Origin of the sequence: Citrobacter sp. RHBSTW-01044 (assembly GCF_013781945.1) — a bacterium.
GTDB classification, from domain to species: Bacteria; Pseudomonadota; Gammaproteobacteria; order Enterobacterales; family Enterobacteriaceae; genus Citrobacter; species Citrobacter braakii.
Genome location: NZ_CP056180.1, coordinates 4,712,537 through 4,730,764, shown reverse-complemented (window position 1 = coordinate 4,730,764; position 18,228 = coordinate 4,712,537). Strand labels below are relative to the sequence as shown.

The window sequence follows — 18,228 nt, the reverse complement described above, 5'->3', positions numbered from 1 at the left end:
TATCTTAGCTTTAAATTGGTTTAAACCAGATGAGCAAGATGAAAAAGAAAAACAATGTTGATGTGCTTAGAGAGCGCTTTGAAAGCTGGTTAAACGAGAATAATTTGCCAGCGGGCTCTAAATTGCCTTCGGAGAGAGAGTTATGTGAGTTGCTGGATGCGAAGCGCATGACCTTACGTCAGGTTCTGATTGAGCTTGAGATCGATGCGCGTATCTTCCGAAAGAACCGCAGTGGTTGGTTTATTTCATCGAAGCGATTTATTTATAATCCCAAATCACTTTCCAGCTTTAATGCTGAAGCCTGTGCTCAGGGGCGCAAGCCTTTTTGGGGTTATTTAACCAAAGAAACGATTGCGACGGTTCCGCACCATGTTGATGATGTTTTTCTCTCCTCCGGTGATCGCTATTTAGTTACCGGTTGGTGTGGTCTTGATTCGCATAAAGTGTTTTACCATGAGTCCTATATTGATGCTGATGTTGCGCCAGGATTCATTAACAAATTGGGCAATCAGTCTTTTGCCAGCGTCTGGGAAGATGCGTTTGGTCATGCTTTAAATATCAAAGAAATGATTTTTAAACCGGTCAATATGCCAGAAGTGGCCTGCAAAGAGTTGGGCGTTGCGCCTAATACTTATGGAATTTTAGTAGAAAAACATCGGGCTACCCGAGATAAAAAAGTGGTTCAGGTTGATTTTGAATACTGGCGACTTGAATCTGTGGAACTTGTTATTCGTGATGAATGAGAAAAATAATGGGAAAATGCAACCAAGAACTTCTCGCTGAACGTGCGAGAAATATACCACTGTACCTACATGCTTATGCCTTTCATCTGAATATGCGCTATGAGAGAGTCCTTCCGGGCGATCTTCTGGATATTGCGCATCAGCAACAATTAAAGGGAGTGAAAATACATGTTGAGGATGGTGAGTCCCAATCGCTGCAGAAACTAAACGATCGGCAGTTGCACGATTTTAAAGAAAAGGCCAAAAAATATAACCTCGATGTACATATTGAAACGAGCGCATCGGACAAGGCGACATTGACGGATGCGATCCGTATTGCTGTGACAACTGGCGCAACTTCAGTACGTTTCTACCCCCGCTATGAAGGACATCTCAACGATGTCATGGCAAAGATTGCCAATGATATTGCGTGGTTGTCTCAGTATGACGATTGCGGACTAAGCTTTACTATCGAACAGCATGAAGATCTGCAAGGCCATGAACTGGTTACGCTGGTTAATAATAGTGGAATGAAGAATCTCTCTATTCTTTTTGATTTTGGCAACATGATTAACGCCAATGAGCAGCCGCTTTCTGCGTTAGAAGTTATGTCCCCTCTAATCACTCAGGTGCATATCAAAGACGCAAAAATTATTAAAGAAGGTAAAGGCTGGGGGCATGAGGCTTGTCGTTCAGGATACGGTGATTTACCAATGGAAGAGATGCTTAAGGCATTATTACTTTTAGGTGAGGACAAGCCGCAAGTAAATGCTTTTGGTCTGGAAGAGGAAGTTGAATATTATGCTCCGGCATTTCGTTTTGATGATGAAGGTGATAATCCCTGGATCCCATGGCGCGATGCAAGCTATACGCCGCTGCCCGACAGTAACATGATTGATGCGCGACTGGCGCAGGAAAAAGAACATGCTCTTGCTCAAATAAAGTATATCCGTGATTTATGCGACAAGTTTACAAGTAATAAATAAACTTCTTTTAATATTATTAAATGCGAAAAGGGTTATGAAAATAACTCTCTTAATTTATTAGTTATATGATTTAATTTAAATATTTCTCTCAACAAGCAATGAGGGTTTAATTATGTTCATGAACAAATGGGCAAGGCTCTGTTTTTTAATTTTAGGCGGCGGCACAATATTCAAACTTTCAAGTATGAAAGACGTTTTCTATGTGCCAATGCAAAGTGACTGGGGTTTAACCAATACGCAAATTGGTTTAAGTTTTACTGTTTATACGATTGTTCAGACAACCGGGCTTTTTCTGTCGCTCTATATCGCAGACCGTTATTCCAAGAAAATATTATTACCATTTGGTCTGATCGGCGTTGGGCTATGCGGTTTATATTTGGCGACGCTACCGTCATTTACCGGTTATCTTATTTGCTTTGCCGCAATTGCGTTCTTTGCCGATGTGGTTTATTGGCCGGTGTTATTGAAAGCTGTGCGTCTGCTAGGTACGCAAGAAGAACAAGGGCGCATGTTTGGCTTTTTAGAAGCCGGACGTGGCGTGGTGGATGTTATCGTCGCTTCTGGCGCTCTGTTTGTTTTCGTCCAGTTTGGTGAAGGTAAAGCGGGGATGCAGGCGGGTCTGTTGTTTTATACGGTCATTACGCTTGCGGCAGGTATTGTGACGTACTTTATTGTCGATGATGACAAAGTGAAAGGCGGCGAGAAAACCAGTGCAAACATGGAAGTCTTAAAGGGTATCAAACATGTGTTGTCCTGCCCTAACGTCTGGCTGGCTTCTTTAGGGATTTTCTTTGTTTACGCCGCGTACTGTGGCCTGACTTACTTCATCCCATTCTTAAAAGATATCTACATGCTGCCGGTAGCACTCGTCGGCGCGTACGGCATCATCAACCAGTATGCATTGAAAATGGTGGGAGGGCCGATTGGTGGGCTGCTGGCGGATAAGGTTGCTAAATCACCTACGGTTTACCTGAAGTGGACGTTTCTGATCTCTGCTGCTGCTATGGTTGTTTTTATGCTGTTGCCACATCAAACGATGAATGTGTATATCGGTATGGCGGCGACGCTAGGATTTGGGGCGATTATTTTCTCACAGCGCGCCATTTTCTTTGCACCAATGGATGAGATTGGTACCCCGCGTGAATATGCCGGTTCGGCGATGGCATTTGGCTGTATTATCGGTTATATGCCCGCCATGTTTGCGTATACGTTATACGGCTATTTACTGGATACCAATAGCGGCATCACGGGCTATAACTATGTCTTTAGCGTGATGATTGCGTTCAGCTTAATGGGCTTTATCTGTTCGACCATTCTGGTGAAGCGGATTAAAAAGCAAAAGCTAGCGGCTGCGACTGTGGCAGCATAATGTGAGAACTTCCCCGGTACGACGTTACCGGGGAAGCCTGTTAAGCGCGTTTATACAGCGGCAACCAAATTACCAGCCGTAAACCACCCAGCGGGCTGTCTTCGGCTTTCACCCAGCCACGATGCTGTTGGATTGCGGTTTCAACAATCGCCAGACCCAGACCTGTTCCGCCAGACTCGCGATCGCGCGCCTCATCGGTACGATAGAACGGACGGAAAATCTGTTCTCGGTCTTCAGGGCTAACGCCCGGGCCATCGTCGTCGACGGTGATGGTAATCCCATCGATATCCACCGCGAAGCCAACTTCAATCTGCGTGTGTGAATAACGCAGGGCGTTGCGCACAATGTTTTCCAGCGCGCTTTCCAGCGCATTTGGGTTGCCGTACAGCGGCCACGGGCCCGGCGGGAAATTCACCGTGAGTGATTTACCCATCTGCTCGGCTTCAAAGGCGGCGTTATCCAGCACTTCGCCCCACAGCTGATTGGCTTTCACCGTTTCACTGACCAGCGCGTTTTTCTGCTGATTGCGTGACATCACCAGCAGGTCGTTGATCATGCTGTCCAGCCGATGCGCTTCTGTTTCAATACGCTCCAGCTCTTTGCTTTCACCGCTACGACGGCGCAGCAGCGCGGTGCCCAACTGCAGACGCGTCAACGGCGTTCTCAACTCGTGAGAGATGTCCGACAGCAGGCGTTGCTGCGAGGTCATCATTCGCTCCAGCGCCGTCACCATCTGGTTAAAGCTGGCGCCCGCCGCCAGAAATTCCTGCGGACCGGCTTCCAGTTCCGGATGCTGACGCAGGTTGCCCTGGGCCACTTCATCCGCCGCGTTTTTCAACTTACGCGCCGGTTTCGCCAGACTCCAGGCAAGCCAGAGCAATAGCGGAGAGCTGACTAACATGGTGACAATCAGCAACAACAGCGGTCGGTCGAACAACAGATTGATAAAGTCAGATTGTGAGCTGCTGGCAGGTCGAATGAGATACAGCTGGTAGTTATCTTCGCCGTCTCTGACGGAGAAAGGCCCGACCATCTCAACGCGACCGTATTTTTTCTTTTGCGGATGGTCGGCGTTATCGGCCTGACCAATAAAGTTACGAATGATCTGCATTTCGTTGCGTTCTGCGCCGATCACGCGTCCTTCCGTCGTCACAAGCAATAACCGCTGTCCTGGCGGCGCCCACTTGTCTATCGCCCGAAACAAGCGACGCCACCACATCAAATCGTTGGGTGGATCGTTCGCCAGTTCAGCTTCAACGTGTTGCTCAATCATCAACCCCTGGCGCTGCTCGCTGTCCAGTAGCTCGGTCATCTGGCGTGAATCAAGCTTGGGTAACATCAGTACCAACATCAACACCAGTGCCAGCGTCAACCAGAAGATGGCAAAGATGCGTGCGGTTAAGCTCCCTATCATGAAGCGGAGACCATCAGGTAGCCGCGACCGCGCAGGGTTTTAAACCACGGGTGTCCGTCTTTACGTTCTGGCAGCTTACGACGCAGGTTCGAGATATGCATGTCGATCGCGCGATCAAAAGGCGTCAGGCGTTTGCCCAGCACTTCCTGGCTCAGGTGTTCACGCGAAACCACCTGACCGAGATGCTGTGCCAGCAAATAGAGCAGGGTGAATTCGGTGCCGGTTAATTCCAGGGTTTGCCCGTCAAAGCTGGCTTCCTGGCGACCCGGATTAAGGCTTAACGCATCCACTTCCAGAGTCGGCGAACCGTTGTCGCTGTTCTGCTGCTGTTCGCTCCAGTGTGAGCGACGCAAAATAGCGCGGATGCGCGCGACCAGTTCACGGTCGTTAAACGGTTTGGGTAAATAGTCGTCCGCGCCCAGCTCAAGGCCAAGTACGCGATCCAATTCGCTGCCGCGAGCGGTCAGCATGATTACGGGTGTCTGGTGTGTCTGACGAAGTGCTTTCAGCGTATCAATGCCATTTTTCTTCGGCATCATGACGTCGAGCAAAAGTAAATCGATGCTGTCATCCAGAAGCTCAAGCGCCTGTTCCCCATCATAGGCAACCAGCACATCGAAACCTTCCATTTCGAGCAACTCCTTTAACAGGGAAGTCAGCTCTCGGTCATCATCAACTAACAGGATTTTATTCATTGTTTACGTACCTCCGAGGCAGAAATTACGTCATCAGGCGTCGCTAATCTATGACTTTACGTTGTTTTACACCCCCTGACGCATGTTTGCAGCCCGAATCGTAAACTGTCTCTCGTTGAATCGCGACAGAAAAGATTTTGGGAGCAAGTGATGGGCAAAGTTACCGCTGCCGTCATGGCCTCAACGCTGGCACTGAGTACTTTAAGCCATGCAGCTGAAGTCGTCACAGGCGATCACTGGCACCTGGGTGAAGGCTCCGCGCAACGCAGCGTTCAGAGCCACATGTTCGACGGTATCAGTTTAACCGAACATCAACGTCAACAGATGCGAGATTTAATGCAGCAGGCAAGACACGAACAGCCTCCTGTTAATGTTAGCGAAATGGAGACAATGCATCGCCTTGTCACCGCAGAGAAATTTGATGAACGCGCTGTGCGCGCTCAGGCAGAAAGAATGGCGCAAGAACAGGTTGCCCGCCAGGTTGAAATAGCCAAGGTTCGCAACCAGATGTATCGCCTGTTAACGCCCGAGCAGCAAGCGGTTTTAAATGAGAGACATGAACAACGAATGGAGCAACTGCGCGACGTAGCGCACTGGAAAAAAAGCTCATCGTTGAATTTATTGAGTAGTAGCAACTCACGTTCCCAGTAGTAACCCTGTTTTCCTTGCCATAGACACCATCCCTGTCTTCCCCCACATGATGTGGGGGTTTTTTTTGCCCAAAATTTGTCACTCGGTTATTGCCTGACTGTTTTACTTCATCCGTTATACTAGCGGCATATCCTGGCAGGAGTGTTTATGAATCAAACCTATGGGCGGCTGGTTAGCCGGGCGGCAATCGCGGCGACCGTAATGGCATCGCTGTTACTTTTGATCAAGATTTTTGCGTGGTGGTACACCGGATCGGTCAGTATTCTGGCTGCGCTGGTGGATTCTTTGGTGGATATCGCCGCGTCGTTAACCAACCTGTTGGTGGTGCGCTATTCTTTGCAACCGGCCGATGATGAACATACGTTCGGACACGGAAAAGCGGAATCGCTGGCGGCGCTGGCGCAAAGCATGTTTATTTCCGGTTCGGCGCTGTTTTTATTCCTGACCGGGATTCAGCATCTCATCCAACCCACGCCAATGAAAGATCCTGGCGTCGGGGTGGTTGTCACCATCATTGCGTTAGTGTGTACAATCATTCTGGTCTCGTTTCAGCGCTGGGTGGTGAAGCGCACGCAAAGTCAGGCCGTTAGGGCGGATATGCTTCATTATCAGTCTGATGTTATGATGAACGGTGCGATTCTCGTGGCGCTTGGGCTGGCATGGTACGGCTGGCATCGCGCAGATGCCTTGTTTGCGCTCGGGATTGGCATCTATATTTTATATAGTGCATTACGCATGGGTTATGAGGCGGTACAGTCTTTGCTGGATCGCGCTTTACCCGATGAAGAACGTCAGGAAATTATTGATATTGTGACGTCATGGCCTGGAGTCAGCGGCGCTCACGATCTTCGCACGCGGCAGTCAGGGCCGACCCGCTTTATTCAGATTCATTTGGAAATGGAAGATAATCTGCCGCTCGTTCAGGCGCATTTAGTGGCTGAACAGGTAGAGCAGGCAATTTTACGGCGTTTCCCGGGATCGGATGTCATCATTCATCAGGATCCCTGTTCGGTCGTACCCAAGGAAGGCAAGATGTTTGAGCTTTTATAATTCGTTGTAAAAAAAGTGAACTGGGCCAGCATTTTGTGTATAAATTACCACCATTTGGCCTGACCTGAATCAATTCAGCAGGAAGTGATTGTTATACTATCTGCATATTCGTTGGATCGTTTCGATATGCGGAATCGACTTCCGGCAGCAGATTTCATTTTGCATTCCAAAGTTCAGAGGTAGTCATGATTAAGAAAATCGGTGTGTTGACAAGCGGCGGTGATGCGCCGGGCATGAACGCAGCAATCCGTGGTGTTGTACGTGCAGCGTTGACGGAAGGGCTGGAAGTCATGGGGATCCATGATGGCTACCTGGGTTTGTATGAAGACCGTATGGTTCAACTTGACCGCTACAGCGTGTCCGACATGATCAACCGTGGCGGTACATTCCTCGGTTCTGCCCGCTTCCCGGAATTCCGCGACGAAAACGTGCGTGCCGTGGCTATCGAAAACCTGAAAAAGCGTGGCATTGACGCGCTGGTTGTTATCGGTGGTGACGGTTCTTACATGGGGGCAAAACGCCTGACTGAAATGGGCTTCCCATGCATCGGTCTGCCTGGCACTATCGACAACGATATCAAAGGCACCGACTACACCATCGGTTATTTCACCGCTCTGGGTACCGTAGTCGAAGCGATTGACCGTCTGCGTGATACCTCTTCTTCTCACCAGCGTATTTCCATCGTTGAAGTGATGGGCCGCTACTGTGGCGATCTGACTCTGGCGGCTGCCATTGCTGGTGGCTGTGAGTTCGTGGTGGTTCCGGAAGTGGAATTCAGCCGTGACGATCTGGTTGCTGAAATCAAAGCAGGCATCGCGAAAGGTAAAAAACACGCGATTGTGGCGATCACTGAGCACATGTGTGACGTTGACGAACTGGCGCATTACATCGAGAAAGAAACGGGTCGTGAAACGCGCTCAACCGTACTGGGTCACATCCAGCGTGGTGGTTCTCCGGTGCCTTACGACCGTATCCTGGCGTCCCGTATGGGCGCATATGCCATTGAACTGCTGTTGGCCGGTCACGGCGGTCGCTGTGTAGGTATTCAGAACGAACAACTGGTTCACCACGACATCATCGACGCGATTGAAAACATGAAGCGTCCGTTCAAAGGTGACTGGCTGGACTGCGCGAAAAAACTGTACTGATTGTTTTTTCCGCGCCTGATGGCGCTAAGCGCATCAGGCCTACAGGTTGCAAAGACTTGTAGGCCTGATGAGCCGCTAACCACCATTCGGCACCATTCCCCGCATTTATTCCCCCAAGTTATAGCAAATCTTTTTTTATTCTTTAATGTTTGGATACCTTTCTGGCACGCTTTGCTCATCACAACACCACATAAGAGAGCTGGGCGATGAACAAATGGGGCGTAGGGTTAACATTATTGCTGGCATCGACCAGCGTTCTGGCAAAGGATATTCAGTTACTTAACGTATCGTACGATCCAACGCGTGAACTGTACGAGCAGTACAATAAGGCCTTTAGCGCGCACTGGAAGCAGGAAACGGGCGACAACATCGTGATCCGCCAGTCGCATGGCGGTTCGGGTAAACAAGCGACCTCCGTCATTAACGGCATTGAAGCCGATGTCGTGACGCTGGCGCTGGCTTACGATGTGGATGCCATTGCTGAACGTGGTCGTATCGATAAAAACTGGATTAAGCGTCTGCCGGATAACTCCGCGCCATACACCTCCACCATCGTTTTCCTGGTCCGCAAAGGCAACCCCAAACAAATTCATGACTGGAACGATCTGATCAAACCAGGCGTGTCGGTCATTACGCCAAACCCGAAAAGCTCAGGCGGCGCACGCTGGAACTATCTGGCGGCATGGGGCTACGCCTTGCACCACAACAACAACGATCAGGCCAAGGCACAAGACTTCGTGAAGGCCCTGTATAAGAATGTTGAAGTGCTGGACTCCGGTGCGCGTGGCTCAACCAATACCTTCGTTGAACGCGGTATCGGTGATGTGCTGATCGCCTGGGAAAACGAAGCCCTGCTGGCGACAAACGAGCTGGGCAAAGACAAATTCGAGATAGTGACGCCGAGTGAATCTATCCTCGCGGAACCGACCGTTTCCGTGGTCGATAAAGTAGTGGAAAAGAAAGACACCAAAACGGTGGCGGAAGCCTACCTGAAATATCTCTATTCTCCGGAAGGTCAGGAAATTGCAGCGAAAAACTACTATCGTCCGCGTGATGCAGACGTTGCGAAGAAATACGAAAATGCATTTCCGAAGCTGAAACTGTTCACCATCGACGAAGAGTTTGGCGGCTGGACGAAAGCGCAGAAAGAGCACTTCTCTAACGGTGGTACGTTTGACCAGATCAGCAAGCGCTAAATAAGTCTGTGATTTACCAACCCGGTGGCATAACGCGACCGGGTTTTTTATTTGTCATGGTTTTGCGTTACTCTTGCCCTTCAATGAGATACAGGGAACGCGTAATGAAAAAAGCAGGCTATCTTTTACTGGCGGTGATTGTAGTCGCCGCTGCTGCAGGTATCGGGTACTGGAAATTCACCGGTAACCCGGACGCATTACGCCAGATTGTTCTTCAGCAATGCCTGCCGCACCAGTTGCAGCAGCAGGATCCCACGCCGTGCGCCGAAGTGAAGCCGGATGCCGGATATGTGGTGTTCAAGGATCGTAACGGCCCACTGCAATACCTGTTGATGCCGACCTGGCGCATCAACGGAACGGAAAGCCCGCTGCTGCTGAAATCAGGTACGCCGAACTTTTTCTGGCTGGCCTGGCAGGCGCGCAGCTTTATGAGCCAAAAATACGGTCAGGAAATCCCTGACAAAGCGGTATCGCTGACTATTAACTCGCGTAGCGGGCGTACGCAAAATCATCTGCATATTCATATCTCCTGCCTGCGAACCGATGTCAGAAAACAGCTGGATGACAATCTGGCGAAAATCAGCACTCGTTGGCTGCCATTACCGGGTGGGCTGCGCGGTCATGAATATCTGGCGCGTCGCGTCACGGAAAATGAACTGGCGCAACGCAGCCCGTTTATGATGCTGGCAGAAGAGGTGCCGGATGCGCGTGAGCACATGGGCAGCTATGCGCTGGCGATGGTGCGTCAGAGCGATGAGTCCTTTGTCCTGCTGGCGACCCAGCGCAATCTGTTGTCGCTCAATCTCGCCTCCGCTGAGGAAATTCAGGATCATCAATGTGATATTCTGCGTTAACCCCACCTAATCTGGCATTTACTCCGCATGTCTGTCCCCGTATTCTTGTTGAAAAAAACAACAGGAGACAGGCATGTCGCTCTGGCTTACACACCCTCTGTTTATCCCCTCTCTGGTGATTGGCATTACCATCCTGCTCTGGGCGACGTCGCTACTGCCGGAGTTTATAACGGCGCTGCTGTTCTTTGCCGTAGCAATGGTCGCCAAAATCGCACCTGCGGATGTGATCTTTGGCGGATTTGCGTCTTCGGCATTCTGGCTGGTCTTTAGTGGTTTTGTGCTGGGTATCGCGATTCGCAAAACGGGGCTGGCGGACAGGGCGGCGAGAGCGCTGTCATCGCGATTGACCGATTCCTGGCCGTTAATGGTGGCGAGCGTGGTGCTGCTCAGTTACGCGCTGGCGTTTGTGATGCCGTCCAATATGGGGCGTATTGCGCTGCTGATGCCGATTGTTGCCGCAATGGCGAAGCGTGCCGGAATTAACGAGGGTACGCGCGCCTGGTATGGTCTGGCGCTGGCCGTCGGGTTTGGGACGTTCCAGCTTTCCGCGACCATTTTACCCGCTAACGTGCCCAATCTGGTAATGAGCGGCGCGGCGGAAGGCTCTTACGGCATCCACCTCAATTATCTTCCCTATTTGCTGCTGCATACGCCGGTTCTGGGCTGGCTTAAAGGCGCGGTGCTCATCATGCTTATCTGCTGGCTGTTCCCTGGCAAGCCCCACGCACCGCGCGATCTCACGCCAGCGGAACCAATGAGCCGGGATGAAAAACGCCTGGCCTGGATGCTAGCAGTGGTGCTGCTGCTGTGGGTAAGTGAAAGCTGGCACGGTATAGGGCCTGCGTGGACCGGGCTGGCGGCGGCGGTTATCACGCTGCTACCACGGGTTGGTTTTATCAATGGCGACGAGTTTTCCTCCGGGGTAAATATCAGGACCTGCATTTACGTGGCGGGGATTCTGGGGTTGGCAATTACCGTTACCCAGACCGGCATTGGCAATGCAGTGGGCGAGGCGCTGTTACAGGTGATGCCGCTGGATGCGGAAAAACCATTTACCAGCTTTCTCGCGCTGACCGGCATTACCACCGCACTCAATTTTATTATGACGGCGAACGGCGTTCCGGCGCTGTATACCACTCTGGCGCAAAGTTTTGCCGATGCGACTGGGTTCCCGCTGCTGTCGGTAATTATGATTCAGGTATTGGGGTATTCCACACCGCTACTGCCGTATCAGGCTTCGCCGATTGTGGTGGCGATGGCGCTTGGGAAAGTGCCTGCGAGGGCGGGGATGCTGCTGTGTATCGCGCTGGCGACGGCAACATATCTGCTTCTTCTGCCGCTGGATTATCTGTGGTTTAGCGTGTTGGGTAAGTTGTAAAAAAAAGCCCGGTAGCGCTAACGCTTACCGGGCCTACAGTCTTGGAGGGCGGGTCAGCGAAGCGCTACCCGCCTCAACAGCATTACGCCTGTTTAGCCGCTTCTGCTGCTTTAACGATGACCGCGAAGGCATCTGCTTTCAGAGAAGCACCGCCAACCAGCGCGCCATCGATATCCGGCTGAGCGAACAGTTCTGCTGCATTAGCTGCGTTTACGGAACCGCCGTACTGGATGATAACTTGTTCAGCGATTTTCGCGTCAGCTTTAGCAATGTGGTCACGAATGAATTTGTGAACAGCCTGAGCCTGAGCAGGAGTTGCAGATTTACCGGTACCGATAGCCCATACTGGTTCGTAAGCGATAACGACGCCTTCGAATGCTGCCGCGCCCTGAGTTTTCAGAACGGCGTCGATCTGACGTGCACAGACTTCTTCAGTTTTGCCCGCTTCGTTTTCTGCTTCGGTTTCACCGATGCACAGAACCGGAGTCAGACCTTGTTCTTTCAGTACGGCGAATTTTTTAGCGATCAGCTCGTCAGACTCTTTGTGGTAAGTACGACGCTCAGAGTGACCGATAATGATGTACTGCGCGCCGATATCTTTCAGCATTTCAGCACTTGTTTCACCGGTAAATGCGCCAGACAGGTTCAGGTCAACGTTCTGCGCGCCCAGGATAATGTGGCTACCGGCAGCGGCGTGTTTCGCCAGGTCGATATACATTTCCGGCGGAGCGATTGCTACTGCACAGCCAGCAACGCCAGCCAGTTCTTTACGCAGATTAGCAACCAGTTCGTTTACCATGTGGCGGCTGCCGTTCAGTTTCCAGTTACCCATCACTAAAGGATGTCGCATTTCATTTCTCCACGCTTGTCAGCGAATTAAGGAATATGGCCGCCCGTCAGGGCAGCATGGTCTGTGAAACAGTATAGAGATTCGTCTGCGGAAAGGCTTTGCTTTTTGTCATCAATTCGCCTTCTCAAGACTTTCTGATAGTGCCAGCTTAATCGGTTCAACAGCGAAGGTCAGCCCTTTTTCACCGTTATCTGCCACAACATAGCGAATTGCGCCTTCTGTTTCGGCGTAATAGTGTTTACCTTTGCCGGCAGCGAGCAGTTTTTGCAGCTTTTTCTGGCTCTGCTCTTTCGTCAGTAGCGGCGCGACGGTACGAATGACGGCGGTCATGTATTCCAGCGCTTTCGCTTTGGCCGCCTTTTGTTCTGGTCCCTGAATCGGCAACCAGGTTATCTGCATACTTTTGATTTTTAGCGTGCCGCGCTCAAGGGCGGAGGACGCATACAGGTTTTCATTGATTTTACTGGCCGCGCGGGTGAGGTTTGCCCGATCGCGGCTGCTGTCGATGGCGCGGAACTCATTCAGGATAAGCTTCGGATTCTGCGTATTAAAGTTTTCGCGAAACTGGCTAATCGACAGGTCAAAGGTCGGCGCACCCGCCAGTAAATAGGGGGCTGTGGTTGCCGTCGATGGCTCTTCTGCCCGTGCCGCAACGCTCGCGGTGAAGGCTGAAAACAATAATAAAAACAGTGTAAATCCTTGCTTCATCAATCGTACCTTTCGTTATGACTGCTCACGATTAAAACGGTAACTGTCGGGCTTGTCAAAAGGGTAAACTGTTCTGGAAGGTAATAATAAAGGAACTTACATGACCATACAGCAGTGGTTATTCTCATTTAAAGGGCGCATCGGGCGCCGTGATTTCTGGATTTGGATAGGTCTGTGGATCGTCGGAATGCTGGTTTTGTTCTCGCTGGCGAGCAAGCAATTACTCGATATTCAGACTGCGGCATTTTGTCTGGTTTGTCTGCTATGGCCGACGGCGGCAGTGACGGTAAAACGCCTGCACGATCGGGGACGTTCTGGAGCGTGGGCGCTGCTGATGATTTTGGCGTGGATGCTGCTGGCCGGAAATTGGACGATGTTACCCGGCGTCTGGCAATGGGCGGTTGGTCGCTTTGTTCCGACGCTCATTCTGGTCGGCATGCTCATCGATCTGGGCGCGTTCATTGGCACCCAGGACGAAAATAAATATGGTAAGGATACGCAGGACGTAAAGTACAAAGCCGAGCGCCAGTAGTTGTCGACCGGAGAAGCGCAAGCGCCTCCCGGCAACCCTCACCAGTAGTGCTCAGCAGTCATATGGCCCGGTCGACGGCGCAGGTGTTTGGTCATCTGCCGGGTCTCTTTCAGCAGTTGCTGCGTGTCGCGTACCATTTGTGGATTTCCGCACAACATCACATGGCTGGTTTCTTTATCCATTGGCAGCCCTACCGCCTTTTCCAGTTCACCGCTTTCAATCAGCGCCGGTACACGCCCGGTCAGCGAATCTACGGCTGTCTCACGGCTAACAACCGTCTGGATGCGTAATTTACCTTCGTAGCGCTTTTCCAGCGCCTGCATCAATGGCAGGTAGCTCAAATCGGCGGCATAGCGTGCGGCGTGGACCAGCACCAGATTTTTAAAGCGACCCAGATCTTTGCCTAGTTGCAGAATCGACAAATACGGGCCGATAGCCGTGCCGGTTGCCAGCATCCATAGCGTTTCGCAATCAGGGACTTCATCCAGCACGAAGAAACCAGCGGCCTCACTCACCACCTGAACTTCATCGCCAGGCTTTAGCGCCGCCAGTCGAGGGCTGAGTTTGCCGTCGGGAACCGTCACCAGATAAAATTCTAAGTCGGGGTTATCGGGCGCATTGACGTAGGAATAGGCGCGCTGGACGCGCTCACCGTCGATCTCAAGGCCAAGCTTGGTGAACTGACCTGCAGTGAAAGGAAGAACCGGAGCTCGCACGGTCAAACTAAACAGGGCATCGGTCCAGTTCTGCACCTTTGTGACTTTGCCTGTTACCCAATCTGCCATGGTTTTCTCCTGTCTGCTTTGATTGCCTTATCTTCGTTCGTTGGACGAAAGATTTCCAGCCCGGATGGGCTGGAAGGCTCTATTGATCAAATCAATTACAGGATGTGCGCCTGCACATCGGGATCTTTGCGATCGAGGTAGTGAATCGACTGAATGCGGCGGATCGTGCGTGATTTGCCGCGGATCAACAGCGTTTCGGTGGTTGCGATATTGCCTTTACGGCTAATCCCTTCCAGCAGATCGCCTTTGGTGATGCCGGTAGCGGAGAAAATGACGTTGTCGCTGCGCGCCATTTCATCCAGACGCAGCGCTTTGCCCGCTTCAATGCCCATCGCGGTGCAGCGGGCCAGTTCCTGTTCGCCAATACGACGGTTCTCTTCGCTGTCGCCTTTGACGTCATGGCGCGCCAACAGTCGGCCCTGCATGTCGCCGTCCAGCGCGCGGATGACGGCCGCGGAAACCACTCCTTCCGGTGCGCCGCCAATACCGTACAGCACGTCAACTTCGCTGTCAGGCATACAGGTCAGAATCGAGGCCGCAACGTCGCCGTCAGGAATGGCGAAGACGCGCACGCCCAGTTTCGCCATCTCTGCAATAACCTCGTCATGGCGTGGTTTTGCCAGGATGGTGACGGTCAGGTCACTCAGTGGTTTGTTCAGCGCGGCTGCAATGTTTCGTAGGTTGGTTTCCAGTGACAGGTTCAGGTCGATGGACCCTTTTGCGCCAGGGCCGACAATCAGCTTTTCCATGTACATGTCTGGCGCGTTCAGGAAACAGCCTTTATCGCCTACAGCCAGCACCGCCAGCGCATTCGCCTGGCCCATTGCCGTCATACGCGTGCCTTCGATAGGATCGACGGCGATGTCGACCGCATCACCGTGGCCGGTTCCGACTTTCTCGCCGATAAACAGCATCGGCGCTTCATCAATCTCACCCTCGCCAATCACGATGGTGCCGTCGATGTTGACCTGGTTGAGCATAATACGCATGGCGTTCACCGCCGCGCCATCAGCGGTATTTTTATCGCCGCGGCCCAGCCATTTATAGCCAGCCAGCGCGGCCGCTTCGGTCACGCGTGAAAATTCAATGGCAAGTTCTCGTCTCATTGCAAACTCGTAGCTGAAAGGAATGGCGCGAAGTGTAGCACAGGGGAGGGGACTAGATTATTGATGTGTGTGCGGGGTTGCCCCCGCACGAAGATATTGCCGGACAAGGTAACGTCTCCATCCGGCAATGACGAATTACTCGTCGTGATCTTCCCACGCCATGGCGCGTTTGACCGCTTTTTTCCAGCCGCTGTAACGGAAATTACGCTCGGTGGTTTCGATGCCAGGGCGGAATTCACGCTCGATGACCGCTTTCTCCTGCAGTTCATCCAGATTCTGCCAGAAACCTACTGCCAGACCGGCAAGGTAAGCCGCACCCAATGCGGTGACTTCGCGGACTTCAGGGCGCTCAACGCGCGTGCCGAGAATATCGGACTGGAACTGCATCAGGAAGTTGTTGGCGACCGCACCGCCATCGACGCGCAGGGCGTGCAGGCGAATACCGGAGTCAGCCTGCATCGCTTCCAGTACGTCACGGGTCTGGTAAGCGATAGACTCAAGCGTTGCGCGGATGATGTGGTTGGAGTTTACGCCACGGGTCAGGCCGAAGATGGCTCCGCGTGCATACGGGTCCCAGTACGGTGCGCCAAGGCCTGTGAATGCCGGAACGACGTACACGCCGTTGGTATCTTTCACTTTGGTGGCGAAATATTCAGAGTCGAATGCATCGCTGATGAGTTTCATTTCATCGCGCAGCCACTGGATGGATGCGCCAGCCATAAATACCGCACCTTCCAGCGCGTAGTTCACTTCCCCGGTCGGCCCGCAGGCGATGGTGGTCAGTAGTCCATTTTCGGACTTAACGGCTTTCTCGCCAGTGTTCATCAGCATGAAGCAGCCGGTACCGTAAGTGTTTTTCGCCATCCCTTCCTTCACGCACAGCTGGCCAAACAGAGCGGCCTGCTGGTCACCGGCAATACCGGAGATAGGAATACGAATGCCGCCTTTACCACCGATGTTGGTCTGGCCGTACACTTCAGAAGAACGACGCACTTCTGGCAGCATTGCACGCGGAATATCCAGCGCATCCAGCATCGTGTCATCCCAGTCCAGGGAGTGGATGTTGAACAGCATGGTACGAGAGGCGTTGGTGTAATCCGTTACGTGTACGCGTCCCTGCGTCATTTTCCAGATAAGCCAGGTGTCTACCGTACCGAACAGCAGTTCGCCGCGACGAGCGCGCTCACGTGAGCCTTCCACGTGGTCGAGGATCCACTTCACTTTAGTGCCGGAAAAGTACGGGTCAATTACCAGACCCGTGTTATTACGGATGTACTCTTCCATACCGTCGCGCTTGAGCTTTTCGCAGATATCCGCGGTACGACGACACTGCCACACAATTGCGTTATAGATAGGTTTACCGGTCTCACGCTCCCAGACGATGGTGGTTTCACGCTGGTTGGTAATACCGATCGCTGCAATTTCATCGGAACTGATATCGGCTTTCGCCAGAACTTCTACCAGCGTGGAGCTTTGGGTCGCCCAAATTTCCATTGGGTCATGTTCTACCCAACCTGCTTTCGGGTAGATTTGCTCGAATTCGCGCTGTGAAACGCTAACGATATTCGCATCGTGGTCCATTACGACCGCGCGGGAGCTGGTGGTGCCCTGGTCGAGCGCAACGATATATTTTTTTTCAGTCATGATTATTTGTCCCGTAGTCACATTACTGCGAAGCTTTTTGTTGAGTGTTGGTCGCAACGTCTTTCTCTTCAATCGCGCAGACATCGCACGGTAAATGGCGACCAATCAGTTTGCGATATGCCCATGCGCCTAAAATCGCGCCGGTAATCGGGCCAAACACCGGGACCAGGAAGTAAGGGATATCACGACCACCCGTGAAGGCAATCTCACCCCATCCGGCCATCCAGGCGAAGAGTTTCGGTCCGAAGTCACGTGCCGGGTTCATCGCAAAACCTGTTAGCGGACCCATGGAAGCACCAATAACGGCGATCAACAAGCCGATCAGCAGTGGTGCCAGCGGACCACGAGGTACACCGTTACCATCGTCGGTCAGAGCCAGAATCAGCCCCATTAGAATAGCGGTAATGACCATTTCAACCGCGAAGGCCTGCACAAAATTGATATGCGGGTTCGGATAGGTCGAGAAAGTACCTGCCAGACCCAGGCTCTCGGTACTGCCGCGCACGATATGGTTAGTTTGTTCGAAATCGATGAAAAGATTGTAATAAAGCCCGTAAACCAGTGCCGCTGCGCAAAAGGCGCCGGCAATTTGCGAAATAATAAAAGGTGCAACTTTGCGTTTATCAAAACAGGCGAACAGCCAGAGTGCGATGGTTACCGCTGGATTCAGGTGTGCACCAGAAACGCCTGCAGTCAGATAGATAGCCATCGCTACCCCCAGACCCCAGATGATACTGATTTCCCACTGACCAAAAGTAGCCCCAGCAACTTTGAGTGCAGCGACACATCCCACACCGAAGAAAATCAACAACCCGGTACCGAGGAATTCAGCAATGCACTGGCCTTTTAAGGTTGATGTTTGACTCATAATCGGATCCTGAAGAGAGTTTAATGTTTATTGTATGCGAGAAGGTCACTGACATCCCCGGAGCCGGTAGGCACACTGTTAATTTATCGTTAACGCTCAAAAACGAGAAATATCGAAATTGAAATGTGTGTACTCCATCAACAAAATGAGCGTTATCGCGCCATTTCGCGGTATTTGTTATACAAAAATAGTGTGAGCTGAATCATTTCAATGATCAATTCGTTAACATTTAAGAGTTATGATAGTAATGTCACCAGGAGAAAGACGAAAAG

Annotated in this window: 18 protein-coding genes; 10 read left to right on the top strand and 8 right to left on the bottom strand. The window is 51.7% G+C overall.

The window, feature by feature from the left end; translation table 11 throughout:
* Positions 1–38: 38 nt before the first annotated feature.
* From HV352_RS22555 to HV352_RS22545, 3 genes are all read left to right on the top strand, one after another.
* Positions 39–743, top strand: coding sequence for a GntR family transcriptional regulator (locus HV352_RS22555; protein WP_019077919.1), 705 nt, complete (start codon positions 39–41; stop codon positions 741–743).
* 8 nt (positions 744–751) lie between these two features.
* On the top strand, positions 752–1,708 hold the full coding sequence (locus tag HV352_RS22550; protein ID WP_053388909.1) for a TIM barrel protein: 957 nt from the start codon (positions 752–754) through the stop codon (positions 1,706–1,708).
* 118 nt (positions 1,709–1,826) lie between these two features.
* Complete coding sequence (locus HV352_RS22545; RefSeq protein ID WP_181635491.1) at positions 1,827–3,077, top strand: MFS transporter; 1,251 nt, start codon at positions 1,827–1,829, stop codon at positions 3,075–3,077.
* A 40-nt stretch (positions 3,078–3,117) separates the two neighbouring features.
* Here HV352_RS22545 and cpxA read toward each other — a convergent pair whose 3' ends face one another.
* Positions 3,118–4,491, bottom strand: a complete 1,374-nt coding sequence (cpxA, locus tag HV352_RS22540) for an envelope stress sensor histidine kinase CpxA (protein ID WP_016155210.1) — start codon at positions 4,489–4,491, stop codon at positions 3,118–3,120.
* Positions 4,488–5,186 (bottom strand): envelope stress response regulator transcription factor CpxR, encoded by a 699-nt coding sequence (cpxR, locus tag HV352_RS22535; RefSeq protein WP_006686193.1) that lies wholly within the window; start codon positions 5,184–5,186, stop codon positions 4,488–4,490. Before cpxR ends, cpxA begins: the two co-directional genes overlap by 4 nt.
* 150 nt (positions 5,187–5,336) lie before the next feature.
* On the opposite strand from cpxR, the gene cpxP reads away from it, so the two are divergent.
* The 6 genes from cpxP (at position 5,337) to HV352_RS22505 (ending at position 11,463) form a co-directional block, all read left to right on the top strand.
* A complete protein-coding gene (gene cpxP, locus HV352_RS22530) occupies positions 5,337–5,837 on the top strand; it encodes a cell-envelope stress modulator CpxP (protein ID WP_016155211.1) in 501 nt (166 codons plus the stop codon).
* Positions 5,838–5,984: 147 nt separating this feature from the next.
* Positions 5,985–6,887, top strand: coding sequence for a CDF family cation-efflux transporter FieF (fieF, locus tag HV352_RS22525; RefSeq protein ID WP_016155246.1), 903 nt, complete (start codon positions 5,985–5,987; stop codon positions 6,885–6,887).
* 185 nt (positions 6,888–7,072) lie between these two features.
* Positions 7,073–8,035: a 6-phosphofructokinase gene (pfkA, locus tag HV352_RS22520; RefSeq protein WP_003028778.1), complete on the top strand. Its 963-nt coding sequence runs from the start codon at positions 7,073–7,075 to the stop codon at positions 8,033–8,035.
* A 206-nt stretch (positions 8,036–8,241) separates the two neighbouring features.
* A complete protein-coding gene (gene sbp, locus HV352_RS22515; RefSeq protein WP_181635094.1) occupies positions 8,242–9,231 on the top strand; it encodes a sulfate/thiosulfate ABC transporter substrate-binding protein Sbp in 990 nt (329 codons plus the stop codon).
* Positions 9,232–9,335: 104 nt separating this feature from the next.
* A complete protein-coding gene (locus tag HV352_RS22510; protein ID WP_019077918.1) occupies positions 9,336–10,085 on the top strand; it encodes a CDP-diacylglycerol diphosphatase in 750 nt (249 codons plus the stop codon).
* Positions 10,086–10,158: 73 nt separating this feature from the next.
* Positions 10,159–11,463, top strand: a complete 1,305-nt coding sequence (locus HV352_RS22505; protein ID WP_016157906.1) for an SLC13 family permease — start codon at positions 10,159–10,161, stop codon at positions 11,461–11,463.
* 82 nt (positions 11,464–11,545) lie between these two features.
* Here HV352_RS22505 and tpiA read toward each other — a convergent pair whose 3' ends face one another.
* Positions 11,546–12,313 (bottom strand): triose-phosphate isomerase, encoded by a 768-nt coding sequence (gene tpiA, locus HV352_RS22500; RefSeq protein ID WP_003028783.1) that lies wholly within the window; start codon positions 12,311–12,313, stop codon positions 11,546–11,548.
* Between the two features lie 111 nt (positions 12,314–12,424).
* Positions 12,425–13,021 carry a YiiQ family protein gene (locus HV352_RS22495; protein WP_016155250.1) on the bottom strand — a complete coding sequence of 199 codons (597 nt, stop codon included), beginning with the start codon at positions 13,019–13,021 and terminating at the stop codon, positions 12,425–12,427.
* 100 nt (positions 13,022–13,121) lie between these two features.
* Between HV352_RS22495 and HV352_RS22490 the strand changes: the two genes are divergently transcribed.
* On the top strand, positions 13,122–13,553 hold the full coding sequence (locus HV352_RS22490; protein ID WP_047497573.1) for a DUF805 domain-containing protein: 432 nt from the start codon (positions 13,122–13,124) through the stop codon (positions 13,551–13,553).
* 38 nt (positions 13,554–13,591) lie between these two features.
* On the opposite strand, the gene fpr is transcribed toward HV352_RS22490, so the two are convergent.
* The 4 genes from fpr to HV352_RS22470 all read right to left on the bottom strand — a co-directional run bounded on the left by fpr (position 13,592) and on the right by HV352_RS22470 (position 17,956).
* On the bottom strand, positions 13,592–14,338 hold the full coding sequence (gene fpr / locus HV352_RS22485) for a ferredoxin--NADP(+) reductase (protein ID WP_131380445.1): 747 nt from the start codon (positions 14,336–14,338) through the stop codon (positions 13,592–13,594).
* 95 nt (positions 14,339–14,433) lie between these two features.
* Positions 14,434–15,444, bottom strand: coding sequence for a class II fructose-bisphosphatase (gene glpX / locus HV352_RS22480; protein ID WP_016155253.1), 1,011 nt, complete (start codon positions 15,442–15,444; stop codon positions 14,434–14,436).
* Positions 15,445–15,579: 135 nt separating this feature from the next.
* Entirely contained in the window at positions 15,580–17,088 is a 1,509-nt protein-coding gene (gene glpK / locus HV352_RS22475) for a glycerol kinase GlpK (protein ID WP_016155254.1), read from the bottom strand.
* Between the two features lie 22 nt (positions 17,089–17,110).
* The gene (locus tag HV352_RS22470; RefSeq protein ID WP_016155255.1) at positions 17,111–17,956 is read right to left on the bottom strand and encodes an MIP/aquaporin family protein; all 846 of its coding nucleotides are present in this window, start codon (positions 17,954–17,956) and stop codon (positions 17,111–17,113) included.
* Positions 17,957–18,228 lie beyond the last annotated feature (272 nt).